The organism is Streptomyces flaveolus, from assembly GCF_014648815.1.
In the GTDB taxonomy this organism is placed as follows: Bacteria; Actinomycetota; Actinomycetes; order Streptomycetales; family Streptomycetaceae; genus Streptomyces; species Streptomyces flaveolus.
Window position 1 is genome coordinate 415,422 of the sequence record NZ_BMRV01000003.1, and the last position, 26,711, is coordinate 442,132.

General features: G+C 71.7%; 23 protein-coding genes and 1 pseudogene. 18 read left to right on the forward strand and 6 right to left on the reverse strand.

Going from position 1 to position 26,711, the window contains the following annotated elements; translation table 11 throughout:
* Positions 1 to 9: 9 nt before the first annotated feature.
* A complete protein-coding gene (locus IEZ05_RS09650) occupies positions 10 to 1,626 on the reverse strand; it encodes an ABC transporter substrate-binding protein (RefSeq protein WP_189229592.1) in 1,617 nt (538 codons plus the stop codon).
* Between the two features lie 91 nt (positions 1,627 to 1,717).
* A complete protein-coding gene (locus IEZ05_RS09655; protein ID WP_229869633.1) occupies positions 1,718 to 2,422 on the reverse strand; it encodes a response regulator transcription factor in 705 nt (234 codons plus the stop codon).
* A gap of 443 nt (positions 2,423 to 2,865) precedes the next feature.
* Here IEZ05_RS09655 and IEZ05_RS09660 point away from each other — a divergent pair, with 443 nt between their 5' ends.
* The 13 genes and pseudogenes from IEZ05_RS09660 to IEZ05_RS09725 all read left to right on the forward strand — a co-directional run bounded on the left by IEZ05_RS09660 (position 2,866) and on the right by IEZ05_RS09725 (position 15,566).
* Complete coding sequence (locus IEZ05_RS09660; RefSeq protein WP_189229593.1) at positions 2,866 to 4,341, forward strand: FAD-dependent monooxygenase; 1,476 nt, start codon at positions 2,866 to 2,868, stop codon at positions 4,339 to 4,341.
* A gap of 2 nt (positions 4,342 to 4,343) precedes the next feature.
* Entirely contained in the window at positions 4,344 to 4,670 is a 327-nt protein-coding gene (locus IEZ05_RS09665; protein WP_189229594.1) for a TcmI family type II polyketide cyclase, read from the forward strand.
* Positions 4,667 to 5,947 (forward strand): beta-ketoacyl-[acyl-carrier-protein] synthase family protein, encoded by a 1,281-nt coding sequence (locus tag IEZ05_RS09670; protein ID WP_189229595.1) that lies wholly within the window; start codon positions 4,667 to 4,669, stop codon positions 5,945 to 5,947. Before IEZ05_RS09665 ends, IEZ05_RS09670 begins: the two co-directional genes overlap by 4 nt.
* Positions 5,944 to 7,164 carry a ketosynthase chain-length factor gene (locus IEZ05_RS09675; RefSeq protein ID WP_189229596.1) on the forward strand — a complete coding sequence of 407 codons (1,221 nt, stop codon included), beginning with the start codon at positions 5,944 to 5,946 and terminating at the stop codon, positions 7,162 to 7,164. Before IEZ05_RS09670 ends, IEZ05_RS09675 begins: the two co-directional genes overlap by 4 nt.
* A gap of 43 nt (positions 7,165 to 7,207) precedes the next feature.
* Positions 7,208 to 7,489, forward strand: coding sequence for an acyl carrier protein (locus IEZ05_RS09680; RefSeq protein WP_189229597.1), 282 nt, complete (start codon positions 7,208 to 7,210; stop codon positions 7,487 to 7,489).
* Positions 7,490 to 7,500: 11 nt separating this feature from the next.
* Complete coding sequence (gene fabG, locus IEZ05_RS09685) at positions 7,501 to 8,292, forward strand: 3-oxoacyl-ACP reductase FabG (RefSeq protein WP_189229598.1); 792 nt, start codon at positions 7,501 to 7,503, stop codon at positions 8,290 to 8,292.
* Positions 8,293 to 8,320: 28 nt separating this feature from the next.
* Complete coding sequence (locus tag IEZ05_RS09690) at positions 8,321 to 9,259, forward strand: aromatase/cyclase (RefSeq protein ID WP_189229599.1); 939 nt, start codon at positions 8,321 to 8,323, stop codon at positions 9,257 to 9,259.
* 2 nt (positions 9,260 to 9,261) lie between these two features.
* A pseudogene (locus tag IEZ05_RS37185) lies at positions 9,262 to 11,225 on the forward strand (SDR family oxidoreductase).
* Complete coding sequence (locus IEZ05_RS09705; RefSeq protein WP_229869634.1) at positions 11,222 to 12,241, forward strand: LLM class flavin-dependent oxidoreductase; 1,020 nt, start codon at positions 11,222 to 11,224, stop codon at positions 12,239 to 12,241. The pseudogene IEZ05_RS37185 and the gene IEZ05_RS09705 overlap by 4 nt, the downstream one beginning before the upstream one ends.
* Positions 12,238 to 13,470 carry an MFS transporter gene (locus IEZ05_RS09710; RefSeq protein ID WP_189229602.1) on the forward strand — a complete coding sequence of 411 codons (1,233 nt, stop codon included), beginning with the start codon at positions 12,238 to 12,240 and terminating at the stop codon, positions 13,468 to 13,470. Before IEZ05_RS09705 ends, IEZ05_RS09710 begins: the two co-directional genes overlap by 4 nt.
* Positions 13,467 to 14,063, forward strand: a complete 597-nt coding sequence (locus IEZ05_RS09715) for an NADPH-dependent FMN reductase (RefSeq protein ID WP_189229603.1) — start codon at positions 13,467 to 13,469, stop codon at positions 14,061 to 14,063. Before IEZ05_RS09710 ends, IEZ05_RS09715 begins: the two co-directional genes overlap by 4 nt.
* Positions 14,053 to 14,736, forward strand: a complete 684-nt coding sequence (locus IEZ05_RS09720) for an antibiotic biosynthesis monooxygenase (RefSeq protein ID WP_189229604.1) — start codon at positions 14,053 to 14,055, stop codon at positions 14,734 to 14,736. The genes IEZ05_RS09715 and IEZ05_RS09720 overlap by 11 nt, the downstream gene beginning before the upstream one ends.
* Positions 14,733 to 15,566, forward strand: a complete 834-nt coding sequence (locus tag IEZ05_RS09725; RefSeq protein WP_189229605.1) for an NAD(P)H-binding protein — start codon at positions 14,733 to 14,735, stop codon at positions 15,564 to 15,566. The genes IEZ05_RS09720 and IEZ05_RS09725 overlap by 4 nt, the downstream gene beginning before the upstream one ends.
* Before the next feature lie 79 nt (positions 15,567 to 15,645).
* On the opposite strand, the gene IEZ05_RS09730 is transcribed toward IEZ05_RS09725, so the two are convergent.
* The 3 genes from IEZ05_RS09730 to IEZ05_RS09740 form a co-directional block, all read right to left on the reverse strand.
* Positions 15,646 to 16,737, reverse strand: coding sequence for a cytochrome P450 (locus IEZ05_RS09730; RefSeq protein ID WP_457852741.1), 1,092 nt, complete (start codon positions 16,735 to 16,737; stop codon positions 15,646 to 15,648).
* Between the two features lie 237 nt (positions 16,738 to 16,974).
* A complete protein-coding gene (locus IEZ05_RS09735) occupies positions 16,975 to 17,706 on the reverse strand; it encodes a response regulator transcription factor (protein ID WP_373298738.1) in 732 nt (243 codons plus the stop codon).
* A 132-nt stretch (positions 17,707 to 17,838) separates the two neighbouring features.
* The gene (locus IEZ05_RS09740) at positions 17,839 to 18,528 is read right to left on the reverse strand and encodes a TetR/AcrR family transcriptional regulator (protein ID WP_189229607.1); all 690 of its coding nucleotides are present in this window, start codon (positions 18,526 to 18,528) and stop codon (positions 17,839 to 17,841) included.
* A 196-nt stretch (positions 18,529 to 18,724) separates the two neighbouring features.
* Between IEZ05_RS09740 and IEZ05_RS09745 the strand changes: the two genes are divergently transcribed.
* From IEZ05_RS09745 to IEZ05_RS09765, 5 genes are all read left to right on the forward strand, one after another.
* Entirely contained in the window at positions 18,725 to 20,230 is a 1,506-nt protein-coding gene (locus tag IEZ05_RS09745) for an MDR family MFS transporter (RefSeq protein WP_189229608.1), read from the forward strand.
* The gene (locus IEZ05_RS09750) at positions 20,227 to 21,057 is read left to right on the forward strand and encodes an SDR family NAD(P)-dependent oxidoreductase (RefSeq protein ID WP_189229609.1); all 831 of its coding nucleotides are present in this window, start codon (positions 20,227 to 20,229) and stop codon (positions 21,055 to 21,057) included. Before IEZ05_RS09745 ends, IEZ05_RS09750 begins: the two co-directional genes overlap by 4 nt.
* A gap of 143 nt (positions 21,058 to 21,200) precedes the next feature.
* A complete protein-coding gene (locus IEZ05_RS09755) occupies positions 21,201 to 21,902 on the forward strand; it encodes a hypothetical protein (RefSeq protein ID WP_189229610.1) in 702 nt (233 codons plus the stop codon).
* A gap of 176 nt (positions 21,903 to 22,078) precedes the next feature.
* Entirely contained in the window at positions 22,079 to 22,639 is a 561-nt protein-coding gene (locus tag IEZ05_RS09760; protein ID WP_189229611.1) for a GNAT family N-acetyltransferase, read from the forward strand.
* 505 nt (positions 22,640 to 23,144) lie between these two features.
* Complete coding sequence (locus tag IEZ05_RS09765; protein ID WP_189229612.1) at positions 23,145 to 24,803, forward strand: RICIN domain-containing protein; 1,659 nt, start codon at positions 23,145 to 23,147, stop codon at positions 24,801 to 24,803.
* Positions 24,804 to 24,853: 50 nt separating this feature from the next.
* On the opposite strand, the gene IEZ05_RS09770 is transcribed toward IEZ05_RS09765, so the two are convergent.
* A complete protein-coding gene (locus IEZ05_RS09770; protein ID WP_189229613.1) occupies positions 24,854 to 26,674 on the reverse strand; it encodes a glycoside hydrolase family 2 protein in 1,821 nt (606 codons plus the stop codon).
* Positions 26,675 to 26,711 lie beyond the last annotated feature (37 nt).

The following is a 26,711-nucleotide window of genomic DNA, read 5'->3' on the forward strand; positions in this document are numbered from 1 at the left end:
CGCGCGTCCTCACGACAGCCACGCGTCGTGGAACTGGAGGCCGGAGGCGGAGTCGAACACGACGCCGTGCACCCGCTGGGACAGCCCGAAGACGCTGGTCATCTCGAAGACCGGTATCTGGTAGGCCTGTTCGAGGACACGGCGCTGCGCGGTGGCCACGTGCGCGGCACGCCGCCCGGGGTCGGAGGCCGACGCCTGGGCGTCGAGTTCCCGCTCCAGCGTCGTGTCGTCGATGCGGGAGAGGTTCAGCAGCTTCGAGGAGAAGGCCGTCCGCAGGATGTCCGGGTCGCTTCGGGTGCCGTTGCCCCAGGCGAGGTCGTAGTCGCCGGCCGCCCTGGCCTTCTGGTAGTCGGCGATCGACAGCACTCTGAGGGTCAGCCCGATGCCGGCCTTCCTCACCTGCTGCTGGATCAGTTCCAGCGCGGACTGGTTGGGGCCGAAGTTGGTACCGAGGATGACCTCGAGGTTCAGCTTCCGGCCGTCCTTGACGCGGATGCCGTCCGCGTCTGTTCGCCACCCCGCCGCGTCCAGCAGGGACGCGGCGCGGCCGGTGTCGTGGCGCAGCAGTGCCACGTTGTCCCGGTAGTCGTCGGTCGTGCTCGACAGCGAACTGGTCGCGGTCCGGTAGCTGGGGCTGAGGACCGTGGCGACGACCTCCTCGCGGTCGACGGCCGCCTGCAGCGCACGCCGCACGGCCACGTCCGCGCCGAGCGGACTCGCCGTGTTGGCGCTCAGCGCCACGGGCACCCCCGGATTGGCGCGGCTGACGACGGACACCCGCTGCGCCTTCAGACCCGCCTCGTCCTGCGGAGCCACCCCGGCGATCGCGTCGACCTGCCCCGACGTCAGACTGCCGGAACGCACGCCGGACTCGGGCACGACCTGGAAGGTGATCCTGTCGAGGCGGGCCGCGCCGCGGCTGCGCCACAGCGTGGAACCCCACTGGTAGTCGTCGCGCCGGTCCAGCTCGACGGACTTGTCCGGTGTATAGCTCTTGAGCGTGAACGGGCCCGAGCCGATCACCGGCCCGGCGCACCGCTGCTCCGCTGCGCGCCGCAGCGTGGCCGGGCTCAGCAGCCCCAGGGTAGGCGTCGACGTGGCCTGGAGGAACTGGGCGTTGGGCCTGTTGAAGACCACCCGGACGGTGTGCGCGTCGACGACCTCGGTGTGCCGGTAGCCCTGGAGGTAGCCGGACCCGAGCATCGAGCGGGCGCCGAGAGCGGCGACGGCGTCCAGGTTCTTTCTGACCGCTTCCGCGTCCACGGGCGTCCCGTCGCTGAAGGTGGCGCCCGAACGCAGGTGGAACGTGAACCGCGAGGCGTCCTCGGCGACCTCCCAGGAGGTGGCGAGCCAGGGCACGATCTTCCCGGTCCTCGGGTCCTGGTCGGTGAGCGAGTCGACCACGCCGCGGATCGCGTACATGGCGTCGTTGGTGACCGCCTGGTGCGGATCGACGCAGGTCGGATCGGAGGACAACGCGAAGGTGAGCTCCCCGCCGGAGCGCGCCTTCGCCGAGCCGCCGGCGGATCCGTCGGCCGAGCAGGCCGTCAGCGGCAGGGTGAGGGAGACGATCACGGCGATCGCGGTGGCGGCTCTGCGGCCGGCGGATCCGGGCTGGCGGGGCATGGGACGTCAACTCCAGTCGTGGAAAAGGAAGAACGAACGGGGAGAGAGGGGTGAGGCGGGTCGACAGGTGATGGCCCGGGCGCGAGGCGGATCAGGCACGGCCGAACCGGAAGCCGACGCCGCGTACGGTCAGGATCCAGTCCGGAGCGCCCAACTTGGCTCGGAGGGCGCTGACATGGGTGTCGATGGTGCGGCTCGCCCGCGCGTCCGGGGTGGAGCCGCTGGGGTAGCCCCACAGGTCCGTCATCAAACGGGTTCGCGAGTGCACGGTGTGCGGGTCGGCGGCCAGGCGGTGCAGCAGGTCGAACTCCTTGCGGGTGAGGTTGACGAGCCGGCCGTTGAGCCGGACCTCCCGGGTCAGCGGGTCGATGCAGAGCGAACCCCGGGCCAGCGGGTCCGTCGACGGACGCGGTGCGGCCTGCGCGGGGTGCGAACGGCGCAGCACCGCCTCGATGCGGGCGACGAGTTCCCGCAGCCCGAACGGCTTCGCCAGGCAGTCGTCGGCCCCGGCCTGAAGGCACAGGACACGGTCGAGTCCGTGGTCGCCCGAGGCGAACGCGATCAGCGGAACGTCGCTCGTGGCGCGAACGGCACGGCACACCTCCAGCCCGTCGATGTCCGGTAACCGCAGATCGAGCAGAAGCAGATCGAACTTGTCGTGTATTTCCAGGGCCTCGGCTCCCGTCACGCATTCCTGAGCATCAAAACCATGGCGCTGCAGTTCGGCGCTGAGAAAAGAGCTTTCGGCCGCATCGGAATCGACCACCAATGCACGCATCAGATCCCCCGGTTCCATGTCGCAGCCGTGCGACCGATGCAGCCTGACCGAATCTGCAGAGTCGCTACAACCCCGGACCTGGATAATTCACAAGCCTGTAAAAGGCGTTGGGGAGCGACATCGGCGGCGCTCCGTCACCCATGTGGGTACGTGCGGCGAGGTTAGGGAGGCGGAGCGTGATCCGGCAGTGACCTGAGTCACACGGCGCGCCGGTCCCGGCCGCCGACTGCGCCCGGATCCGCAGATTTGTACTTCCTCTGACATTCGCTTGTCGAATTCCTTGCAGAATGCGTCTCGTTGACGATTGCCTGACAGGTCCTTTTGTGGGTCCTGCACCTTCCCGGGTTGAAATCGCACACGGCCGCCGCCGACGATATTTGCGGTTGCTCCAGGCCGCCGAACGAAAACGCGGCGAGGGCCCGTCGGACCGGCAATCACCGCCACATCACCGGGAGAGCTGAATGGACGCTTCGGTCGTCATTGTGGGAGCAGGCCCGGCCGGCCTGATGCTCGCCGGAGAACTGCGCCTGGCCGGAACAGCCGTCGTCGTCATCGAGCGGCTGACGCGACGCACCGGTGAGTCCCGCGGACTCGGCCTCACGATCCGCACGATGGAGACGTTCGACCAGCGAGGGCTGTTGCCCCGCTTCGGCCGTCCGGTCACCAGCACGCAGGGGCACTTCGGCGGCATCCCGCTCGACTTCAGCGTCCTGGACGGCGCGCACAAGGCCGCCAGAACCGTCCCGCAGTCCCGCACCGAGACCGTACTGGAGGCCTGGGCACGCGGGTTGGGCGCCGACATCCGGCGCGGACACACCTTCCGCGACGTGGAGGAGGACGCGGATGGGGTGACAGTGCACGTCGACGGCCCGGCCGGCCGGCACGCGCTGCGGGCCCGGTACCTCGTCGGCGCCGACGGCGGACGCAGCCGCGTACGCAAGGCGGCCGGCTTCGACTTCCCGGGGACGGCGGCGACCACGGAACTGCTCCTCGCCGACATCCGAGGCGTCGACGTGGCATCCCGGGCGACCGGGGAGCTGCTCTCCGACGGCATGATCATGTCCGCTCCGCTCGGCGACGGAGTCCACCGCGTGATCGTCGGGGAACGCGGCACCCCGCCGCGCCGCCGCGACGGGCCACCCCGCTTCGAGGAGGTCGCCGACACCTACAAACGCCTCACCGGCGACGACATCGCCCACGCCGAGCCCGTCTGGGTCAGCGCCTTCACCGACGCAGCCCGGCAGGTGACCGAGTACCGGCGCGGCCGGGTGCTGCTCACCGGGGACGCCGCACACATCCACCTGCCGGCCGGCGGCCAGGGCATGAACACCGGCATCCAGGACTCCGTGAACCTCGGCTGGAAACTGGCCGCCGTCCTGCACGGCCGCGCCCCGGCGCAGCTGCTCGACACCTACCACGGCGAACGGCACCCCGTGGGGCGGAACCTGCTCGCCAACACACAGGCGCAGAGCCTGCTGATCCTCGGTGGCGCCGAGGTCCAGCCACTGCGCGACGTACTCACCGAACTGGTCTCCTACGAACAGGTGGCCCGCCATCTCGCCGCCAAGGTGAGCGGCATCGAGATCCGCTACGACGTCGGCGCCGGACAGCACCCGCTGCTCGGCGCCCGGCTGCCCGCCGTACCCGTGACCGTCCGGGAACGCCCCTCCACCAGCGCCGCACTGCTGCGCCACGGCCGCGGCGTGCTGCTCGACCTCGACGACAACCCGTGGCTGCGCCGCCGTGCCGCCCCCTGGCGCGACCGCGTCGACATCGTCACGGCCCGCCCCACGGGCGACGTCCCGCACGACAGCTCCGCGGTGCTGCTGCGCCCGGACGGCTACGTGGCGTGGGCCGCGCCCGGCAGCCACGACGACCTGCCCACCGCCCTGGCCCGCTGGTTCGGGCCGCACCGCACCGGTTCCCAAGAGAGGTAACGATGCACAGCACCCTGATCGTCGCCCGGCTCCAGCCCGGCTCCGACGACGAAGTCGCCCGCCTCTTCGGCGCGTTCGACACCACGGAGATGCCCCACCTCATGGGCACCCGAAGGCGCCAGCTCTTCGCCTACCGCGGCCTCTACTTCCATCTGCAGGACTTCGACGACGCCGACGGAGGCGAGCGCATCGAGGACGCCAAGACCGACCCGCGCTTCGTCGCCATCAGCGACGACCTCAAGCCGCACATCGAGGCCTACGACCCCGCCACCTGGCGCTCGCCCGCCGACGCCATGGCCCGCCGCTTCTACCACTGGAACGCCCGGTGACCCGCTCCGCCGGCCACAGGGTCGTGATCACCGGCATCGGTGTGACCGCCCCCGGCTCGCTCGGCACCAAGAACTTCTGGCAACTCCTCACCGACGGTCGCACCGCGACGCGCCGCATCTCCTTCTTCGACCCCTCCCCGTTCCGCTCCCAGATCGCCGCCGAGGTCGACTTCGACGCGGAACTCGCCGGGCTGACCCCGCACGAGATCCGCCGCACCGACCGCGCCGCCCAGTTCGCGATCGTCACCGCCCGCGAGGCCGTCCAGGACAGCGGACTCGACCTCGACGCCCTCGACCCGGCCAGGACCGGGGTCACCATCGGCAGCGCCGTCGGCGCGACCACCGGACTCGATCAGGAGTACCGCACGGTCAGCGACGGCGGACGCCTCGACGTGGTGGACGACGCCTATGCGGTACCTCATCTGTACAACTTCCTCGTCCCCAGCTCCTTCGCCACCGAGGTCGCCTGGGCGGTGGGCGCCGAAGGACCCAGCACCGTCGTCTCCACCGGCTGCACCTCCGGCCTCGACGCCATCGGCTACGCCACCGAGGTCATCCGCGACGGACTCGCCGACGTCATGGTGGCCGGCGCCACCGACGCCCCCGTCTCGCCGATCACCGTCGCCTGCTTCGACGCCATCAAAGCGACGACCGCCCGCAACGACGACCCCGAACACGCCTCACGCCCCTTCGACGCCAGCCGCAACGGCTTCGTGCTCGGCGAGGGCTGCGCCGTCTTCGTCCTGGAACGGCTCGACCACGCCCGCGCCCGGGGCGCCCACGTCTACGCCGAGATCGCCGGCTACGCGACTCGCTCCAACGCCTTCCACATGACCGGACTGCGGCCCGACGGCCGGGAGATGGCCGAGGCCATCCGCGTCGCCCTCGACGAGGCCCGCCTCAACCCGCAGGACATCGACTACATCAACGCCCACGGCTCCGGCACCAAGCAGAACGACCGGCACGAGACCGCGGCCTTCAAGGCGAGCCTCGGCGAGCACGCCTACCGCACCCCCATCAGCTCCATCAAGTCGATGGTCGGACACTCGCTCGGCGCCATCGGCTCGATCGAGATCGCCGCGTCCGCTCTCGCCATGGAACACCACGTCGTGCCGCCGACCGCCAACCTGCACACCCCCGACCCGGAGTGCGATCTGGACTACGTCCCCCTGACCGCCCGCGACCAGCTGACCGACGCGGTCCTGTCCGTGGGCAGCGGCTTCGGCGGCTTCCAGAGCGCCGTCGTGCTCGCCCGGCCCGAACGGAGCGCTCGATGAGCGTACGCACCGTGGTGACCGGCCTCGGCGTCGCGGCACCCAACGGCCTCGGCCTCGACGAGTACTGGCGCAACACGCTGGCCGGACACAGCGCCATCGGACAGGTCACCCGCTTCGACGCCTCGTCCTACCCTTCCCGGCTCGCCGGCGAGATCAGCGGCTTCCAGGCGGCCGACCACCTGCCGAGCCGGCTGCTGCCCCAGACCGACCGCATGACCCGCATCGCGCTGGTGAGCGCCGACTGGGCCCTCGCCGACGCCGAAGTGAACCCCGCAGACCTCCCCGACTACGCCGCCGGAGTCATCACGGCGAGCCACTCGGGCGGCTTCGAGTTCGGCCAGCACGAGCTGCAGGCACTCTGGAGCAAGGGCGGCCAGTACGTCTCCGCATACCAGTCCTTCGCCTGGTTCTACGCCGTCAACAGCGGCCAGATCTCCATCCGCAACGGCCTGCGCGGCCCCAGCAGCGTCGTCGTCAGCGACCAGGCGGGCGGCCTCGACGCCGTGGCCCAGGCACGCCGCCAGATCCGCAAGGGCACCTCACTGGTGGTCTCCGGGGCCGTCGACGCATCCATCTGCTCCTGGGGCTGGGTGGCGCAGCAGGCCGGCGGCCGGCTCACCACCCGCCACGACGCCGAGCGCGCCTACGTGCCCTTCGACGCGGAAGCGAGCGGACACGTGCCCGGCGAGGGCGGGGCACTGCTCGTCGTGGAGGACGCCGAGCACGCCCGCCGCCGCGGCGCCCCACGGATCTACGGCGAGATCGCCGGACACGCCGCGACGATGGACCCGAGGCCGGGCAGCGACCGCCCCTCAGGTCTGCGCCGCGCCGTCGAACTGGCCCTGGAGGACGCGGACGCGGAACCGGGCGAGATCGACGTCGTCTTCGCCGACGCGGCCGCCGTACCCGAACTCGACCGCGTCGAGGCACAGGCCCTGGCCGACGTGTTCGGTCCGCGCGGCGTCCCGGTCACCGCGCCCAAGACGATGACCGGCCGGCTCTACTCGGGTGCCGCGCCGCTCGACCTGGCCGCCGCGCTGCTCGCCCTGCGCGACGGCGTCATCCCGCCCACTGTCGCCAGCCGTCCCGCCGACGACTACGCCCTCGACCTCGTGACCGGCGCCCCGCGCCCCGCGCCACTGCGCACCGCCCTCGTCCTGGCCCGCGGCCAGGGGGGCTTCAACTCCGCGCTGGTCGTCCGCGCGGCCACCCGCTGACACCCGTGGCTCCACCCACACCCCACCCCGGAAAGGCTCAGCCATGTCCTTCTCCCCGCCCACCCCGTTCACCCTCGACGACCTGCGGCGCATCCTGCGCGAGGCGGCCGGCGCCGACGAGGCGGTCGACCTCGACGGCGACATCCTCGGCACCGAGTTCGAGGCGCTCGGCTACGAGTCGCTGGCCCTCCTGGAGACCGGCGGCCGCATCGAGCGCGAGTACGGCATCACCCTCGACGACGACACGCTCGCCGAGGCCCGCACCCCCGGCGAACTGGTCGACGCGGTCAACGCCCGCCTGATCGCCGCCGCCCAGGCCGCCTGAGGGAGACCAGCATGACCGAAGGGACGACCACACCGCGCGTCGCGCTGGTGACCGGGGCGACCAGCGGCATCGGCCTCGCCGTCGCACGGCTGCTCGGCACCCAGGGCCACCGGGTGTTCATCGGCGCACGCAATGCCGACAACGTGACCGCCACCGTCAAGGAACTGCGCGAAGAGGGACTCGACGTCGGCGGCTCCGTCCTCGACGTACGCTCGCCCGACGACGTACGGGACTTCGTCCGTGCCGCGGTCGACCGCTACGGGCCCGTCGACGTCCTCGTCAACAACGCGGGCCGCAGCGGGGGAGGGGTCACCGCCGACCTCGCCGACGAACTGTGGGACGACGTCATCGACACCAACCTCACCAGTGTCTTCCGCGTCACCCGCGAAGTGCTCAACGCCGGCGGTCTGCGCACCAAGGACCGCGGCCGCATCATCAATATCGCCTCCACCGCCGGGAAACAGGGCGTCGTCCTCGGAGCCCCGTACTCGGCCTCCAAGCACGGCGTCGTCGGCTTCACCAAGGCACTCGGCAACGAACTGGCCCCCACCGGCATCACCGTCAACGCCGTATGCCCCGGCTACGTCGAGACACCGATGGCCCAGCGCGTGCGCCAGGGCTACGCCACCGCCTACGAGACGACCGAGGACGCCATCCTGACCAAGTTCCAGGCCAAGATCCCGCTCGGCCGCTACTCGACCCCCGAGGAGGTGGCCGGCCTCGTCGGCTACCTCGCCTCGGACACCGCGGCCTCCATCACCGCGCAGGCACTCAACGTCTGCGGCGGCCTCGGCAACTTCTAGACCCCGCACACCCGAAAGGAGCTCAGCCATGACCGTACGAGAGGTCGAGCACGACATCACGGTGCGGGCGGCCGCAGCCGACGTGTACCGGCTGCTGGCCGAGGTGGAGAACTGGCCCCGCCTCTTTCCGCCGTCCGTCTACGTCGACTACCTGGAACGCGACGGGGACGAGGAGCGGATCCGTATCTGGGCCACCGCCAACGGCGAGGCCAAGAACTGGACCTCCCGTCGCGTCCTCGACCCCGAGGCCCTGCGCATCCGCTTCTGGCAGGAGGTCTCCGCACCACCGGTCGCCGAGATGACCGGCACCTGGATCATCGAACCCGTAGCCGCCGAGGAGACTCGCGTACGCCTGCTGCACACCTACCGTGCCATCGACGACGACCCCGAGTCCCTCGCCTGGATCGACGCGGCCGTCGACCGCAACAGCCGGGCCGAACTGCCCGCGCTGAAGGGCAACCTGGAACTCACCGCGCAGGCCGGCGAGCTCACCCTCTCCTTCGAGGACAGCGTTCGCGTCGCGGGTTCCGCCAAGGACGTGTTCGACTTCCTCAACGAGGCCGACCGGTGGACCGAGCGGCTGCCCCACGTCGCCTCCGTCGAATTCACCGAGGACACCCCGGGGCTGCAGACCCTGCGCATGGACACCCGCACCAAGGACGGCTCGACCCACACCACCGAATCCGTGCGGGTGTCCTTCCCCCATCACAGGATCGCCTACAAGCAGACCACGCTGCCCGCGCTGCTCACCCTGCACACCGGCTACTGGCAGCTCGACGAGGGGCCCGACGGCGTCACCACCGCCACGTCCCAGCACACGGTCGTCCTGAACCCCGACGCCATCACCCAGGTGCTCGGCGACGGCGCAGGCGTCCCAGAGGCCCGGGCCTTCATCCGGGAAGCCCTCGGCGGGAACAGCCGCGCGACCCTCGGCCACGCCAAGCGGTACGCGGAAGCGCGGCGCTGACCATGAACTCCGTCCCAGAGACAGGCGCGCCCGACCACACCGACGTCATCGTGGTCGGCGCCGGCCCGGTGGGCCTGCTGCTCGCCGGCGACCTGCGCCGGGCCGGCGCCCGCGTCACCGTCCTCGAACAGCTCACCGCGCCGGTGACCGAGTCACGGGCCTCCACCCTCCACACGCGCACCATGGAGATCCTCGCCGAGCGGGGCATCCTCGACCGGCTCGGCCCGCTGCCCGACGGCGGGCCCGGACACTTCGGCGGGCTCCCGCTCGACCTGCGGGCCGCCGTCCCCGGTCACCCCTACGCCGGGCAGTGGAAATGCCCGCAGACCCGGCTCGAAGCCACCCTGTACACCTGGGCCACCGGCCTCGGGGCAACCGTGCGCCGCGGCCACGCCGTCACCGGGCTGCACCAGTACCCGGACCGGGTCGTCGTCTCCGGGATCGAACTCGGCGGTGGACCCCGCCGGTTCGCGGCCTCGTACGTCGTCGGCTGCGACGGCGAGCGCAGCACGGTGCGGCAGCTCGCCGGGTTCGACTTCCCCGGCGACGACGCGACCCTCGAGATGCTGCGCGCCGACGTCGCGGGCATCGGCGTACCCAACCGGCGCTTCGAACGCCACCCCCATGGCCTGGCCACCGCCCACCGCTGGCCCGACGGCACGACCCGGATCATGGTGCACCTGCACGGCGCCGCAACCGGGCCGCGCACCGGCCCTCCAACCTTCGACGAAGTCGTGGCGGCCTGGGCGAAGGTCACCGGCGAGGACATCGGACACGGCACCCCCGTGTGGCTGAACGCCTTCGACGACACCGCCCGCCAGGCCGACCGGTACGTCAAGGGCCGCGTCGTGCTCGCCGGAGACGCCGCCCACGTGCAGATGCCGGTCGGCGGACAAGCCCTCAACCTCGGCCTTCAGGACGCTGCGGCCCTCGGACACCGGCTCGCCGGCCTCGCCACCGGCCGGTCCAGCGAACCCGGGCTGGACGATTACGACCGGCTGCGCCACCGCGCCGGCGCCCGCACCCTCACCGGCATCCGGGCCCAGTCCCGGCTGCTGCTCGGCGGCCCCGAGGTCGAGGGACTGCGCGCGGTACTCGCCGAACTGCTCGGCCTCGACGAGGCGTGCGGCCACCTCGCCCGCGTCATCAGCGGCGTCGATGTATCCCCGACACCCCACGATTCACCAGGAGTTGCCGCATGACCCGACTCACCGGAAAGACCGCTCTCGTCACCGGCTCCAGCCGCGGCATCGGCCGGGCGATCGCCGTCCGCCTCGCCCGGGAGGGTGCGCTCGTCGCCGTGCACTACGCCGGCAACGAAACGGCCGCCAAGGAGACCCTGGACCTCATCGAGAAGGACGGCGGGCGCGGCTTCACCGTCCGGGCCGAACTCGGCGTCCCCGGCGACGTGCACGAGCTCTTCCTCGGTCTGGAGAGGGGCCTGAAGGAACGCACCGGCGGCACCACCCTCGACATCGTCGTCAACAACGCCGGTGAGACCACCCAGAGCGGCATCGCCCCCGAGGACCTCACGCCGGAGCAGTTCGACCGGTTCTTCGCCGTCAACGCCAAGGCCCCCTACTTCCTGCTGCAACGGGCCCTGCCGCAGATACCCGAGGGTGGCCGCGTCATCAACATCTCTTCCGGCCTGACCCGCGTCGCCAACCCCGACCAGACGGCCTACGCGATGACGAAGGGCGCCATCGAACAGCTGACCCTGCACCTGGCCCGGCAGCTCGCCCCGCGCGGCATCACCATCAACAGCGTCGCACCCGGCATCACGAACAACGGCAGCGACGTCTTCGACATCCCCGAGGCAGTCGAGCAGATGGCGGCGCTCTCCGCCTTCCACCGCGTCGGCGAGGCCGGTGACGTGGCCGACGTCGTGACGTTCCTCGCCACCGACGAGGCCCGCTGGATCACCGGGGCCTTCATCGACGCCACCGGCGGGACCCTCCTCGGATGAGCCTGCCGCCCGCCCCCGTACCGGAGGACCAGCACACCGTGGACGTCGGACTCCTCTTCGACCTGCGCAATCCCGACCAGTGGCACCGCCCGCGGGCCGCCCACTACGCACAGACGCTGGAGCTGTGCGAGGAGGCCGACCGGCGCGGCGTCGGCGGCCTCTGGTTCACCGAACACCACCTCTTCGAGGACGGCTACCTGCCGCAGCCCCTGACGTTCGCCGCCGCCGTCGCGGCCCGCACCCGCAACGCCCGCATCGGCACCTCCGTCGTCCTGCCCGCGCTGCACCACCCCGTCGACCTCGCCGAACAGGCCGCCCTCGTCGACCTGATCAGCGGCGGCCGCCTCGAACTCGGCCTCGGTGCCGGCTACCGGCGGCCCGAGTACGACCTGTTCGGCGCCGAGTTCGGGCGCCGCTTCCAGCACACCGAGCGGAACATCGCCGAGATCCTCCGGCTGTGGCGCAACCAGGAGATCACCCCCGCACCGCTCCAGGACCCGCCGCCGGTGTGGGGCGGCTTCTACGGGCCGCGCGGCGCACGCATCGCCGGGCGCCTGGGCCTCGGCCTGCTGCACATCTCCCGGCCGAGCTACGAGCACTACCTCAAGGGCCTCGCCGAAGGCGGCCATCCACCCGGGACCGCCCGGGTCGGCGACCTGCTGCCGATCATCCTCTCCAGCGACCCCGAGGCGGCCTGGCAGCGGATCGGGCCCCACCTGCTGCACCAGGTCAACTCCTACCGGCGGGGTGCCCTGCAGGGCACCGGCCAGGACGGCCCGCCGCCGCTGACCCTCGAGGACCTGCGGGACCCGGATGCCGAGGACACCCGCGGACTGCTCGACATCCTCACTCCCGAGGACGCGGCCGCCCGCATCAAGGACCTCACCGCGGGACTGCCCGTACGCCACCTCATCTTCTGGGCGAGCATCGCCGGGATGCCGGACGACCTGGTGACGGAGAACGTGGAGCTGATCACCGAGCAGCTCCCGCCGCTCCTCGCCCGCGCCGCGCCATGACCGGCACCTCGGCCGGCCCGGCCGGCACGGCCGCGCCCAGCGGCGGGGACCGGGACGTCAGGAACCGGGTCGTCCTGCTGATCCTGTCGGCCAACATGCTTCTCGACGCGATCGAGGTGTCCGTGGTCCTGGTGGCCCTGCCCACCGTCCGCGCGCAGTTCGGCCTGTCGGCCGAGGCCGTGCAGTGGCTGATGAGCGGGTTCGCCCTCGGCTTCGCCCTGCTGCTGATCCTCGGGACGCGGCTCGTCGCCCGGCTCGGCACCCGCCGCCTCTACCTGGCGGCGATGCTGGGCTTCGCCGCGGCCTCCCTCGCCGGCGGCTTCGCCGACGACCCCGCGCTCCTCGTCGCCACGCGCGTCCTCAAGGGCGCGTGCGCGGCCCTGACCGCCCCGGCCGGCCTCGCCCTCATCGCCACCGCGTACCCCGACGGACCGCGCAGGCGCCGCGCGGTCTCCGTCTACTCCCTGTGCGGCGCCGCCGGTTTCACGGCGGGCCTCCTGCTGTCCGGGGCACTGCTCGGGGCGAGCTGGCGTTGGACCCTGTGGTTCCCCGGGCCGCTCGCCCTGATCCTGCTCCTCCTCGCCCTGCGGCTGCTGCCGGACGTCCCCCGGGCGCCCGGGACCTCACGGCCCGTGCTGCGACTGCTGCGCGAGGGCACCCTGCTGCGCACGGCGGTCGCCGCCGCCACACTGAACGGCACCTACCACAGCCTGCTGTTCCTGCTCACCTTCCACCTGCAAGAGGGGCTCGGCTGGTCGCCCTGGCAGAACGCGCTCGCCCTGCTGCCCGCCTGCGTCCCGCTCGCCGTGACCGTGCCCTTCGCCGGCCGTCTGACGGCCCGCTACGGCACGGCACGGCTGATCACCCTCGGCGCCGCGGCACCGCTCGCGGGCTACGCCCTGTTGCTCGCACGGCCCGCCCCCACCTCGTACGCCAGCGGGATCCTGCCCACACTGCTGCTCGTCGGCGCCGGTTTCGTACTGTCCTTCGCCGCGCTCAACCTGCGCGCCGCCTCGTCGGCAGCCGACGTGGACCGGCCTGCTGCCGTCCGCGCCTACCAGGCGGCCGTACAGCTCGGCGCCGTTCCCATGCTGCCGCTCACCGCCTGGCTGCTCGGCGCGGGACACGGACAACGGCCTGCCCTCGCCCTGATCACCGTTGTCGCCGCCGTGGGCCTCACGGCGGCGCTGTCCACCCCGTCCACCTCCGCCGGAAAGGCCCTCGCATGACCGCCCCGCACGACCCGCTCACCCTCGTCGTCGTCACGGCCAGCGTCCGTGACGGACGCCTCGGCCCCACGGTCGCCGACTGGTTCACCGACCGCGCCCGCGCCCGCCCGGAACTCGTCGTCCGAACCGTGGACCTGCGGGACTTCCCGCTGCCCGTGACCCTGCCCGAGCCGGGCCACGAGCCGCCGCCCGAGACCGCCGCCGTCCGCGACGAGCTGCACGACGAACTCGCCCGGGCCGACGCGTACGCCGTCGTCACCCCCGAGTACAACCACAGCTTCCCCGCCTCGCTGAAGAACGTCCTCGACTGGTTCCTCACCGAGTGGGCCGCGAAGCCCGTCGGCCTCGTCTCGTACGGGGGACTGGCCGGGGGCCTGCGGGCCGTGGAGCACCTGCGCCAGGTCTTCGCCGAACTGCACGCCGTGACGGTGCGCGAGACCGTCAGCTTCCACAGCGCCTGGGACCGTTTCGACCCGCACGGAGCGGCCCTGGACCCCGCCGCGGAGGCGGCGGCCAAGGCGCTGCTGGACCAACTGCACTGGTGGGCACGGGCACTGCGCACCGCACGGCAGGAGCATCCCTATGGCTCGTGACACCCTGCCCGCGCCCGCGTACCCGGACATCCGGCGCCCCGACGCCCACGCGGTCTTCGTCACCCAGTGGTACGTGCCCGGCCGGGCTGCCGGCATCGCCCTGCTCGACGAGGTGGCCGGCCAGTGGCACGGCGCCCGGCCCGACGGCGTCATCGCCTTCCACGCCTACCTCGGCACCGACGACGACACCGTCCTCACCTACGTCCAGGCCCGACACGCGGACTCCTACCGGCCGTTCGTCCGGACCCTGACCGGCTCCGCCCGCGCCGAACCCGTCGAGTACCGGCTGCGCCGCAGCATCGTCCGCGGCACCTCGTCCACGGCGCCCGGATGCGTGGTCGTGGCCGCCTTCGACGTGGACGGCGCCGAACGGCAGGAACGCCTCATCGAGGCCGTCGTCGCGGCGCTCGACGGCGCCCCTGAAGAGCAGCATCGCGGCATGCTGACGGCGCACTTCCACACCAGCACCGACGGCAGCCGCGTGCTCAACTACGCGGAGTGGACGAGCGACGAGGCACACGAGGCCTTCCTGCGCGGCACCACCCGGCAGGCCACCCTGCGCGCCACCGGCGCCACCCCGGGCGTCCGTCCCATCGGTTTCAAGCGGTACCACCTGCACCACAGCATCGACCCGCGACAGCACGTCACCCCGAGCGGCAGGAGTACGCCATGACCGTCCTCGTCACCGGAGTCCGCGGACGCGTCGGGCGCGGGGTGCTCCGTCACCTCCGCGACGCCGGCGTCCCGGTCCGGGCCGCGAGCGCCAACGGGGAGGGGAACCCGGCCGGCGGGGAACCGCCCGTCCACCTGGACCTGGGTGACCCGGGCACGTTCCCCGCGGCGCTCAAGGGGATCCGCCGGGTCTTCCTGTACGCACGTCCCGGCACCGCCCAGCAGTTCGTCCGGGAGGCCGTGGATGCCGGGGTGGAGCACGTGGTCCTCCTGTCGTCGCTGGCCATCGACGCGGACGGCGCGCAGGAGAGCGCCATCGCCCGACTGCACCGCGAAGTGGAGGAAGCACTGCGTTCCTCGCCCCTGGGCTGGACCTTCGTGCGCCCCGGCGCGTTCGCCGCCAACGCGCTGCAGTGGGCGGCACCGATCCGCGCGGGCCAGGGCCTGCGCCTGGCCTACCCCGACACGTACAGCGAGCCCGTGCACGAAGGGGATCTCGCGGAGGTGGCGTTCCGCGCCCTCCTCGACGACGCCCACCGGGGTGCCGTGCTGCGGATCACCGGCCCCGAATCACTGTCGGCGCGCCGGCAGGCGGAGCTGATCGGGCAGGCCGCCGGCCTCCGGGTCGCCGTGGAGCGGATCGGCCGCGAGGAGCAGCGCGCGCAGTTGATCGCCGTGCTGCCCGAGGCGTTCGCGGACACCATGCTCACCCACCAGGAGCAGCGCGACGGCCGGCCCGGGACGCCGCTGCCCGACGCGGAGCGGGTACTGGGGCGCAGCACCGTGTCCTTCGCCGCGTGGGCGCGGGAGCACGCGGCATCCTTCCGCTGAGCCAACAGTGGCCGTACCTCGACGGCGCGGCGCCACCCCATCGAGGGGAGGCGCCGCGCCGTCGGCGTCCGCGCGGGTGTCACCACTTCACAGGGAGTTCCTTGACGCCACGCATCACCCGGTTGCTCTGCCACACGACCTCGTCGACCGGCACCGCCAGGCGCAGCCCGGGCAGCCGGCGGACCAGCGTGCCGATGGCGATGTTCAGTTCCAGCCGTGCCAACGGTGCGGCGGGGCAGTGGTGGGCACCGTGTCCGAAGGCGAGATGCGGGTTGGGAAGGCGGGTGAAGTCGATCTCCTCCGGGCGTTCGAAGACGCTCTCGTCCCGGTTGGCCGAGTCGTTCTGCGCGACGACGGCGTCACCGGCACGGATCAGCTCACCACCGAACTCGAAGTCCTCGACGGCGATCCGGGAGAACGGCGCGACGCTGGTGGCGAGCGGCGTGTAGCGCAGCAGTTCCTCCACGGCCGACGGCACGAGGCCGGGGTTCTCGACCAGGGAGTCCCACAGGCGGGGCCGGGACAGCAGCGTGAACAGGAAGTTGCCCGTCTGGTTCGCGGTGGTCTCGTGGCCGGCGGTCAGCAGGTCCACGGCGAAGATGCCCAGTTCGGCCTCGGTGAGCTGATCGGCGCCCTCTCGAGCCGTGACGAGCCGACTGAGCAGGTCGTCGCCAGGCTCGGCGATCCGGCGTGCGATGAGGCCGCGCAGATAGGCGTCGAGGCCGTCCCGCGCCGCCTGGATCGCCGCGGGGTCCGCGACCGTGAGCGCCATCATCTCGTCGGTCCAGGCCCGGAACCGGGCCCGGTCCTCCTCCGGGACACCGAACGTCTCGCAGATCACCGTGATGCCCATCGGCCAGGCGAGCCCGCTCGCCAGGTCGGCGGGGGAGCCGGACTCCTCCAGCCGGTCGACGAGTCCGTCGACGATGGCCTGCACCCGCGGCCGGACGGCTTCCACCTGCCGCACGGTGAACGCCTTGGCGGCCAGCCGGCGCAACCGGGTGTGTTCCGGCGGATCCATGCTGAGAAGCGACTCGGCCTGCTGGATGAGCGGACTGGAGCGGGGCACGTCCTTGCCGATGCCCGCGGCCCGGCTGAGCCGGGGGTCGGCGAGCGCCGCGCGGACGTCGTCGTAGCGGGTGATCAGCCAGGCGTCACCACCATGGGGCATGGTCACACGGCTCACCGGCTGGGTCCGACGCAACTGCGCGTACCTCGGGTCGACTTCGAGGCGTTCCGAGGTGAAGTCCGAGGCGAGGAAGGGGCAGGATTTCTCAGGTGAACGAGAATCGGTGGATGTCATACGGGAATCTCCGTCGCTGAATCGGGCGGATGCCGTCCGTTCGACTCTAGGCCGGAATTCAGGATGCGATCGTCAGGGCAACAACCACTTATTCACAATTCGCCGTCAAGAGCAGCCGTGCCCCACCCGGAAACCGACCCCGCGCACCGTGCGGATCCATCCGCTGTCGCCCAACTTGCTGCGCAGGGAGCTGACATGGGTGTCGACGGTGCGGCTGGCGCGCGGCCCGAGCTCTTGCGGCCTCGAATCCTCCCATATCTCCGTCATCAGGCGCTGCCGGCTGACGACCTTCTCGGAGTGCCGGGCGAGATAGTAGAGGAGGTCGAATTCCTTCCGAGTCAGATCGACATGGCGCCCGCGCACCATGACCTCGCGGGAGGCCGCATCGATGGACAGACCGCCGATGGACACCACCGTCAGCGATTCCCGGCCCGTCTCCCGTGACCGCGTCCGACGGGTCACCGCGTCGATACGGGCGACCAGTTCGCGGAATTCGTACGGCTTGTCGAGGCAGTCGTCGGCACCGGCCCGCAGTCCGAGGACACGGTCGAGTTCGGTACCGCTGTCGGTGAATGCGATGACCGGTGTCCTCGTGAGCGCCCGGATGCGGCGGCACACCTCCAGACCGTCGATGTCCGGCAGATCCAGATCGAGCAGAACCAGTTCCGCGTCCTGGTGCGCCTCCAGCGCCGCGGCGCCGGTGGTGACGCAAGTGACGTCGTGGCCGAGTCGTTCCAGACGCATCACGGGCGAGCCGGATCCGTCCGTGGCGGTGCCCGCCATCACTATCTGCATGGTGCCTCCCTCGTTGCCGTAGTCGTTCGACAAGCCGCACATGCTCGATGGTTCACCCGCATCGGCGGAGCGGGGAGGGAGCGACTGCGGCTTTAAAGGGGCGTTCACAGGAGTTCATCGTCGTTCACGAGGACGCCGCCGGGTGGAGGGGGAGCAGGGCGGAGCGCGGTGAGTTCAGGCGGGCCGCTGGTAGGCCAGCAGGAAGGTGCGTACGGCCGACCCCGCGACGGCGCGCAGCTCCTCCTCGTCCACCGCGTGGGTGCCGAGGCGGGAGCGCCGCTCCATCGGGCCGGTGAGCAGTGCGAGGAACTGCTCGGCGGCCTCCGCCGGATCACACGGGCCCAGCCGCCCGGCCAGCGACAGGCGGGCGAGACGGTCGGCGAGGGACTGCTGCAGGCGGCTCGCGCCCCGACCCCAGACGATCTCCAGCAGCTCGGGGAACCGGGCGATTTCCGCGTACAACAGCCGCCGCAGTGCCCACGAACGGTCGTCGCAACATCGGAGCAGCAGGCGGTGTGCCACGTCCTCGAACGTCGACTGCAGGTCCTCGTCGCCGGCCTCGGGTCCGTGTCCGTCGAGGGTCAGCAGCTCGACCACGGCCAGGTTCTCGGCCATCACGGTGTCGGCGGCCGCTTCGAGCGCGCTGCGGAACACGTTCTCCTTGTCACCGAGATGGTTGTACACGGTGTGTTTCGCCACGCCCGCCACCTCCGCGATCTCCTCCATGCACGCGCGAGCGTAGCCGCGTTGGGAGAACACCGTGAACGCGGCACTCAGGATCGCCTCCCGCTTGTCGATACGTCCGCGGGACGCCGCCCGCGGGGCCGCCTTGCCCGTCTTCCTCGCTGCGCTTGCTCCGGTCACCGGGCCATCGTACCCACACGTGCGAGAAACTGCACTGGTCGGTGCAATCAACTGGGGGTGTCATTGCAATCAGACTTCCCAGACCCATAAAGTGCACTAGCCGGTGCAGTCGGCGACGGGTGGCCCGTGATCGTTCGCCCCTGCCCGCACACGGCTTTTCCGCTCGCCCTGTTCCGCTCGAATCTCGGAGACAGTCATGGCGCAACTACCGGACGGACGACTCGACCCCGCTCTGCGGCGGCTGATCGGAGTCGTCCTGCTGGGCGGGATCATGGGGATCCTCGACGGCTCGATGATCGCCGTCGCTGCCGACACCCTGGCCCACGACCTGGACACCTCACTGGCCACCATCAGCTGGGTCTCCACCAGCTACCTGCTGGCCGTCACCCTCTCCATTCCCGTCACCACCTGGGCCGTCGACCGGTTCGGCGGCCGACGCCTGTGGCTGCTCGGCCTCGTCGTCTTCCTCGCCGGCTCCATCGGCTCGGGGCTCGCCTGGGACGCCGCGAGCCTCATCGTCTTCCGCGTGGTCCAGGGCCTGGGAGCGGGCCTGATCGACCCGCTGATGCTCACCTTGCTCGCCCGCGCCGCGGGCCCGGGACGTGCCGGACGTGTCATGGGGCTCATGGGGGTGGTCGGGTCCAGCGGCCCCGTCCTCGGACCGGTGATCGGCGGCATCATCCTGCAAGGACTGCCCTGGCGCTGGATGTTCCTGGTCAACATCCCGATCGGGATCGTCGCCCTGCTGCTCGCCCGCGTCGTCGTCCCGAAGGATGCACCCGACTCCGCGCGAGAGGTCTCCCGCCTCGATGTCGTCGGCCTCGCCCTGATCGGTCCGGGCGTCGCGGCGGGGGTGCTCGCACTGTCGCAGGCCGCCGAGCGCGCCGCCTTCGTCACCTGGCAGGTGCTCGTCCCGCTCGCCGCCGCGATCCTCCTGCTCACCGGGTACGCGGCGCACGCACTCGGCGCCCGGCGCACACCTCCTCTCATCGACCTTCGGCTGTTCGCCCGGCGCAGCTTCTCCGCCAGCGTGACGGTCGGCTCGCTGGTCGGGCTCGCCACCTTCGCGAGCCTCTTCGCGCTGCCGCTCTACTACCAACAGGCCCGCGGGCACGGCACGTTCGCCTCGGCCCTGCTCCTCGCCCCGCTGGGGGTCGGATCCGCTCTCTCCATGCCCCTCACCGGACGGCTGTCCGACCGGCTGGGCTCCCGCCGTCCCGTCCTCGCGGGTGGCGTCGTCGCCGGGCTCAGTGCGCTCGCCTTCACGCAGGTCGGCGCACACACCCCCGAGGCCCTCACGGCGGTGATCGCGTTCACGCTCGGGCTCGGGCTCGGCTCGGTGGGCGCCCCGACGATCGCCTCCCTGTACCGGACGCTGCCACCGGCCCTGGTGCCGCAGGGGAGTTCGGTTCTCTACATGCTCAACCAGCTCGGCGCCTCGATCGGCATCGCGACCGTCGCGCTCGTCGTGCAGACCGTGGGCGACGGCGACGCCGTACGAGGATTCCACGCCGCCGCCTGGACGGTGACGATCGCGCTCCTGGCGACCCTGGCCGCCTCCACCCAGCTGCCGGGCCGCCCAGAGGCGAAGGACGACCAAAGCGACCCCGGTGCTCCGGACAGGGCGGCACCGGAAGAGCCCGGCCGCGAGGACGAGGCCGGTGCGCGGTCCGTCGTGACGACGCAAGGAGACCCGAAGTGAAGACCCTCGTCATCGCCGGAGGTACGGACGGCATCGGCAGAGCCCTGGCCGAGCGGCATCTGGCCCGGGGCGACTCGGTGTTCGTCATCGGGCGGAACCCTGCCAAGGGCCGCGCCTACCTGGAGCGGGCCGAGCGGCACGGCGCCGCCGACCGGGCGCGGTTCGTGACCGCCGACCTGAGCCTGCTGGCCCAGACCTCCGCGGCCGTCGACGAGATCACGCGCGAGGCGTCGTCCGTGGACGCGCTGGTCCTCTGCGCCCGGCACTACCAGTACCGCCGCACCGTCACCGCTGAGGGCTACGAGGAGAACTTCGCCCTCTTCTACCTGAGCCGCTACCTCCTCGGCCACGGGCTGGTGGAGTCGCTGCGCAAGGCGGAGCGGCCCGTCGTCGTGAACGTCGCGGGCCCCGGCGCCGGCCTCGGCGTCGTGCGCTGGGACGACCTGCAGCTGCGGCACGGGTACCACGGGGGCGCCGCCCTCGGCCAGGGCGGAAAACTCAACGACCTGCTGGGCGTGGCGTTCGCCGAACGGTACGGCGCCACCACCGGCATCCGGTACGTGCTCATCCACCCCGGGGTGACCGCGACCGGCTTCTCCGGTGTCTACGACGCGGAGACTCTCGACCACATCCGGTCGATGCAGCGGCACGCGAAACCCGTCTCCGCCGCGCTGCCGCCGATCGCCGCCGCCCTCGACGATCCACCCGCTGACCCGTTGACCGCCTTCATCGAGGGGCAGCGGATCAGGGTCGACACCCACGGCTTCGACCGCGCCGCGGCCGGCCGCCTGGAAGCCCTCACCGAGCAACTCCTGACACGGAGTTGACGTTCTCGCGGAAGAACTTGCGCAATTCTGAGACGTCGGGCCTTGGGGACGGTCGCAGGGCCGGTCGAGACTGGATCCGTCCCGCGGGCCACCGCGCCCGCGCACCAGAACCGACCCGTTCCGAGCTGTCCCGAGGAGATCCCGTGTCGCATCCGTCCTCCGCTCCCGCCCGACCCGTCCTCGACGCCGCGGACAGCGCGGTCGTCCTGGTGACCACGGTGCGCTGCGACGGGCCGCGGTGGCAACGGGCGGTGGCCGAGGCCCTGACCCGCGAAACGCAGGAGCGCGACAACTGGCCCGACGGACTGCTGTCCCTGTCCGTCTTCGCGGACGGTCAGGAGGAAACGGTCCTCGTCTACACCCAGTGGGCGACGCGGCGGCGACTGGCCGAAGCCTTGGAGGGTCCCACGAGCGCGGTATGGCGTGGCGACGTCGACGCGGTCGAGGGTGCCCTTCAGGGACAGGCGATCCCGTTCCGGCACTACCGCACGGTGCGCGGCACCGCCGTGCCCGAACCGGCGCCGCTGCCCGAGTCCTTCCCGGTCGCCTTCTTCGACACCGCCGACGAGGACGCGGCCCGCGCCTGGCTCGACGGGCTGCTGGCGTCCGAGGAACGCACGGAGGGCGAGGACCGCGCGTACCCCGGCGCGGTCGCGGCCCATCTGTCCATCAGCCTCGACGGGACCAAGGTGCTCAGCTTCTCCGAGTGGCTCTCCGAGGAACAGGCGGCGGCGCACATCGCGGCCGTGTGGGAGCCGGTACTCAAGGAACTCGGCGGCACCGGAAAGCTCTACCGTCACGTCAGCACGGTCTTCGCAAGCAACACCGACCCCCGCCCGCGGTGACCCGCACTGGGCGCCTGATGCTGTGACCTCAGGCGTACGACGGACGGAGCTCAGAACGGTGGCCAGGAGCGCGGGGCGGCGCCGGCCCCGGCAGGACACCGGAGGAGCCGGGAAAACCCGTTGCGAGTGGCCCGCATCGGATGTCTGATGGGTCGGCCACCGACCAGGGAGACAAGATGAGGGCGTCGCTGCCCACCCCCTCGTTGCACACCGCTCGTCTTCGGCTGCGTGCCTTCGAAGACGCGGACGCGAACGACCTCTTCGCACTGCAGAGCCGCGCGGACATCCTGCGTTACTGGGACTCGCCACCGTGGACCGAACGCTCGCGCGCCGGGGATTTCATCACTGCTTGCCGGCGGATGGAACAGGAGGGCACCGGGGCACGGTTGGCCGTGGACCGTGTCTCCGACGGGGCGTTCATCGGCTGGTGCACCCTGAACAGTTGGAATCCGGACTTCCGCAGCGCCTCGCTCGGCTACTGCTACGACGATGCGGTGTGGGGCCAGGGCTACGCGACCGAGGCCGCGCGCGCTCTGCTGGGGTGGGCGTTCGACACGCTGGACCTGAACCGCGTCCAAGCCGAGGCCGATACGCGCAACGTGGCCTCCGCCCGCGTGCTGGAGAAGCTCGGCTTCGTGCGCGAGGGGACGTTGCGGGAGGACTGCGTCGTCAACGGCGACGTCTCCGACTCGTGGGTCTACGGGCTGCTCAGGCGGGAGTGGCAGCCCAGCCACTGAGTTCCGTCGCTCGGCACCCGGTATCGGCTGACCCCGCCAACTGATCGCTGCCTCGTCCACGCACAACGACGAACCACCGTCAGCCCCGTGCAGCCGGCCGCCGCGCCCGGGACTTCGTCCTCGCGGTGTCCTCGACACCGGCCACGCAGGGCCCGGTTCCGGCGGACCGGGCCCTGTCGCGTACCGCAGACGCGGAGCGGCGGGGATCCGCGCACGCCCATTTACATCGATGTACATGCCGCTCTACTGTGACGCCGTCAGAAGGCGCCGACACCCCGGAGGCCTCTGCCGCCCACCGCGCCCCGGCCCCTACGCACACCCGAAGAGACGACAGCCGCGGTCCGCACCGCGGTCGCCCTGTCACGCCTTAGTGCCCCAGGGAAGGAATCCCGTGATCCGCTCACTCCGACCGCCCCGCCCCGGAAACCGCCCTTCCTCCACCGGCCGGCCACCGCGCCCCGGGCTCACGACCGCCGGTCACCGTGCCCGGTGGGCGGCGCGTGCCGTGGTGACGGTCCTTGCCGCCCTGCTGGGCCTGTCGCTCACCCCGGCCGGAGCGGCGCCGACCGCCGTGGCCGCGCCGCCCGTCACGTCGCGCCCCGCGGACACCGGGGCGTCCGGTGCCTCTGTCTCGGCCACCGGTACGCCTCTGGGCACCGGAACCGGCCTCTACCCACGGGTCGTCCGGCTGGAGCACAGCGGCGCCGCCAACGGCCGGGTGCTCGCGAGCGTCGTGACCTTCGACGGCAACAACGGTATCGGCGCCGTCCACGAGAGCACCGACGGCGGAGCGACCTTCCGGCAGGTGGGCAGGGTCACCGATCCGGAGTCGGCGGCCGGGCAGGGCCTGTGCTGCGCCACCCTGTTCGAGCTTCCCCGGCAGGTCGGCGCCCTGCCCGCCGGTACGCTCCTGTGGGCCTCCTCGGCCGGGCAGGACGAGCAGGACCGGCGCATGGCGCTGCGTGTCTGGCGGAGCGGCGACGTGGGCCGCACCTGGTCCTACCTGTCCTCCTGTGCCACCGCGACCGGGACGGGCGGACTGTGGGAGCCGGAGTTCTCCGTGGCCGCCGACGGAGCGCTCGTCTGCCACTACGCCGACGAGACGGATCCGGCCCACAGCCAGAAGCTGGCCGCCACCCGCAGCTATGACGGGATCCACTGGCAGGACCGGCGCGATACCGTGGCCGGCGGCTGGGAAGCGGACCGGCCGGGGATGCCCGTGGTGCGCAAGCTGCCGGACGGCACGTACTTCATGAGCTTCGAGATCTGCAATCCCGGCGGCCAGTACCAGTGCGTCGTGCACTACCGAACCTCTCCGGACGGGTGGAACTGGGGCGACCCCGCATTCCTGGGCTTCCGCCCGGAGACCGTGGACGGCAAGTACTTCCGCGCGGCGCCCACCATCGCCTGGGCCCCGGTACCGGGTGGTGGACCGAACGGCCGGATCCTGCTGATCGGCCAGCAGCTCCTCAACCGCGACGGCACGCCTGCCGCGGACAGCGGCCGCACGATCCTGGCCAACACGGAGAACGGCACGGGCCCGTGGTACGAGATCGAGGCCCCGGTGCGGGTCACGGCCCCGACCGCGACCTACTGCCCCAACTACAGCTCCCCGCTCCTGCCCTCCGCGGACGGACGTACGGTGCTGGAGATCGCGACGGACTGGGACGGCGACGTCTGCCGCCCGTACGTGGCGGCCGGTCCGCTCACCGGCAGCGGTGACGCGGCCGGAGTCGTGGACGGGGCGCGGTACCGGCTGGTGAACGCCAACAGCGGTCACTGCCTGGACGTGGCCGGTGACTCCCGTGCCGCGGGCGGCAACGTCCAGCAGTGGACCTGCAACGGCCAGGGCCCGCAGGAGTGGACCCTGCGGGCGCGCGGCGCCGGCTACTTCACGCTCGCCGGCCGCAACAGCGGTCACTGCCTGGACGTGGAGAACGGCTCCACCGCCCCCGGCGCGAACGTCCGCCAGTGGTACTGCAACGCCCAGCCGGCCCAGGACTGGCGGCTGGAGAACGCCGGGCGGGGCTATTACCGCCTCGTGGTGAAGTCCGGCGGACACTGCCTGGACGTCGTCCAAGGCTCCCGCTCGGCGGGCGCGAACGTCCAGCAGTGGACGTGCAACGGACTTCAGCCGCAGCTCTGGCTGCTCCAGCGGCTCTGAGACACCCGGGTGCCCGCCCTCGAGGGGAGGGCACCCTTCGTCCCCGCCCGTCAGCCGACGTCCGTGCCCTCGATCGCGGCCGGCCTCAGCTGAGCCTCCCGGATGCGGGCGATGTCCAGCTTGGCGCCCCGGTCGAAGCGGTAGACGCCGTTCTGCTCCTGGAAGACGTCGGTCAGCTGGGTGTAGCAGTAGCCGAACATCTCCGGGTCCTCCAGCAGGACGCCGGTGAGGCCGGCGAAGCGCTCGTGGAACTCGTCCTCGGTGCGCACCCGGTCCCCGTAGCCCCAGGACACCGTCCGGTCGCTGCCGGACTGCTCGGCAGCGGCCTCCGGGTCCCACCAGATCCCGCCGAACTCGCTGACGAAGTACGGCTGGCCGCGGTACGGCTGGGAGTAGGCGGCGCCGTTCTCGTAGGCGTTGACGAAGGGCTCGCCCTTGGCCAGGCCGGACATGAGCTGCCGGAAGGCGGCGGGGTCCTGCTCGTAGTTGTGGGAGTCGTAGACGTCGGTCTCCAGGACCCGGTGGGAGTATCCGGAGGCGTCGATCACCGGGCGGGACGTGTCCATGGCCTTGGTGGCGAGGAACATCGCCCGGGTGACGTCGTCGAGCTGGGTGATGCGGTCGTGGAGCTTCTGGTAGGTCTCGTTCAGCGGGCACCAGCCGACGATCGAGGGGTGCGAGTAGTCGCGTTCCACGGCTTCGAGCCACTGGGCGACGAAGGAGGCGTCGGGCCGCTGGTTGTCGCCCGAGGACCCGCCGACCTCGCAGCCCCAGTCGCCGAACTCGCCCCAGACCAGGTATCCGAGCCGGTCGGCGTGGTAGAGGAAGCGCTCCTCGAAGACCTTCTGGTGCAGCCGGGCCCCGTTGAAGCCGGCTTCCATGGCCAGTTCGATGTCACGGACCAGGGCCTCGTCGGAGGGGGCGGTCATCAGGCCGTCGGGATACCAGCCCTGGTCGAGCACGAGGCGCTGGAAGCGCGGGCGGCCGTTGAGGAGTACGGTCCTGCCACGGATGCCGACGGCGCGCAGGCCCGCGTAGCTCTCGACGGTGTCGGCCACTTCGCCGTCCGCGTCGAGGAGTTCGAGCCGCAGGCCGTACAGGAAGGGGTCCTCCGGGCTCCATTCGCGACGCCGGTCCTCCGGGAGGGCCAGGTGCAGGCGGGGCGCCAGATCGAGGTCGGCGCGCACTTCGGCGCGGCAGACCTCGCCCGCGTCGTCGCTGAGGACGGCGCGTACGCGGTGGCCGGGGCGGTTGGACGACAGGGGCAGTTCGAGCAAGAAGGCCGCGCCGGCCAGGTCGGGGGTGATGCGGGGGCGGCGCAGATGCGTCTCGGGTACCGGCTCGGCCCAGACGGTCTGCCAGATGCCGGTCGTGCGCGTGTAGTTGCAGTCGTGGTTGGCGTACTGGACCGCCTGCTTGCCACGGGCCTGGGGTCCGGACTTCGGGTCGCGGGCGCGGACGGTGATCTCCACCTCCCGGCCCGGGGCGAGATCGCCGAGGTCGGCGGTGAAGGGGGTGAAGCCGCCCCGGTGGCGCACCACTTCGGTGCCGTCCACCCATACGGTCGTGTCGTGGTCGACGGCACCGAAGTGCAGCAGCACCCGGCGGCCGGCCCACTCGGCGGGCGGGGTGAACCGCCGCCGGTACCAGACGGCTTCCAGGAAGTCGGTGTCACCGACGCCCGACAGCTCGGACTCGGGGGCGAAGGGCACGAGGATCTCGCCGGTGAGAGCGCGGTCGAGGAGACCCCGCTCGAGGCCGCTGTCCCCTTGGTCGGTCTCGAACTGCCAGGTCCCGTTGAGGTTGAGCCAGTCGCGACGGACGAACTGCGGTCGCGGGTACTCCGGACGGGGGACGGAGGGGGTGTGCACAGGGACTCCAGTCAGGTGGTGGCGGCCGGCGGGCCGG

What these genes read in the sequence shown, in the direction of transcription:
- IEZ05_RS09715 (WP_189229603.1), top strand. Translation starts at nt 13,467, where the DNA reads ATGACCGCCCCGCACGACCCGCTCACCCTCGTCGTCGTCACGGCCAGC.
- IEZ05_RS09720 (WP_189229604.1), top strand. Translation starts at nt 14,053, where the DNA reads ATGGCTCGTGACACCCTGCCCGCGCCCGCGTACCCGGACATCCGGCGC.
- IEZ05_RS09660 (WP_189229593.1), top strand. Translation starts at nt 2,866, where the DNA reads ATGGACGCTTCGGTCGTCATTGTGGGAGCAGGCCCGGCCGGCCTGATG.
- IEZ05_RS09710 (WP_189229602.1), top strand. Translation starts at nt 12,238, where the DNA reads ATGACCGGCACCTCGGCCGGCCCGGCCGGCACGGCCGCGCCCAGCGGC.
- IEZ05_RS09745 (WP_189229608.1), top strand. Translation starts at nt 18,725, where the DNA reads ATGGCGCAACTACCGGACGGACGACTCGACCCCGCTCTGCGGCGGCTG.
- IEZ05_RS09730 (WP_457852741.1), bottom strand. Translation starts at nt 16,737, where the DNA reads ATGCCCCATGGTGGTGACGCCTGGCTGATCACCCGCTACGACGACGTC.
- IEZ05_RS09675 (WP_189229596.1), top strand. Translation starts at nt 5,944, where the DNA reads ATGAGCGTACGCACCGTGGTGACCGGCCTCGGCGTCGCGGCACCCAAC.
- IEZ05_RS09650 (WP_189229592.1), bottom strand. Translation starts at nt 1,626, where the DNA reads ATGCCCCGCCAGCCCGGATCCGCCGGCCGCAGAGCCGCCACCGCGATC.
- IEZ05_RS09665 (WP_189229594.1), top strand. Translation starts at nt 4,344, where the DNA reads ATGCACAGCACCCTGATCGTCGCCCGGCTCCAGCCCGGCTCCGACGAC.
- fabG (WP_189229598.1), top strand. Translation starts at nt 7,501, where the DNA reads ATGACCGAAGGGACGACCACACCGCGCGTCGCGCTGGTGACCGGGGCG.
- IEZ05_RS09725 (WP_189229605.1), top strand. Translation starts at nt 14,733, where the DNA reads ATGACCGTCCTCGTCACCGGAGTCCGCGGACGCGTCGGGCGCGGGGTG.
- IEZ05_RS09680 (WP_189229597.1), top strand. Translation starts at nt 7,208, where the DNA reads ATGTCCTTCTCCCCGCCCACCCCGTTCACCCTCGACGACCTGCGGCGC.
- IEZ05_RS09655 (WP_229869633.1), bottom strand. Translation starts at nt 2,422, where the DNA reads ATGGAACCGGGGGATCTGATGCGTGCATTGGTGGTCGATTCCGATGCG.
- IEZ05_RS09760 (WP_189229611.1), top strand. Translation starts at nt 22,079, where the DNA reads ATGAGGGCGTCGCTGCCCACCCCCTCGTTGCACACCGCTCGTCTTCGG.
- IEZ05_RS09690 (WP_189229599.1), top strand. Translation starts at nt 8,321, where the DNA reads ATGACCGTACGAGAGGTCGAGCACGACATCACGGTGCGGGCGGCCGCA.
- IEZ05_RS09735 (WP_373298738.1), bottom strand. Translation starts at nt 17,706, where the DNA reads ATGTGCGGCTTGTCGAACGACTACGGCAACGAGGGAGGCACCATGCAG.
- IEZ05_RS09705 (WP_229869634.1), top strand. Translation starts at nt 11,222, where the DNA reads ATGAGCCTGCCGCCCGCCCCCGTACCGGAGGACCAGCACACCGTGGAC.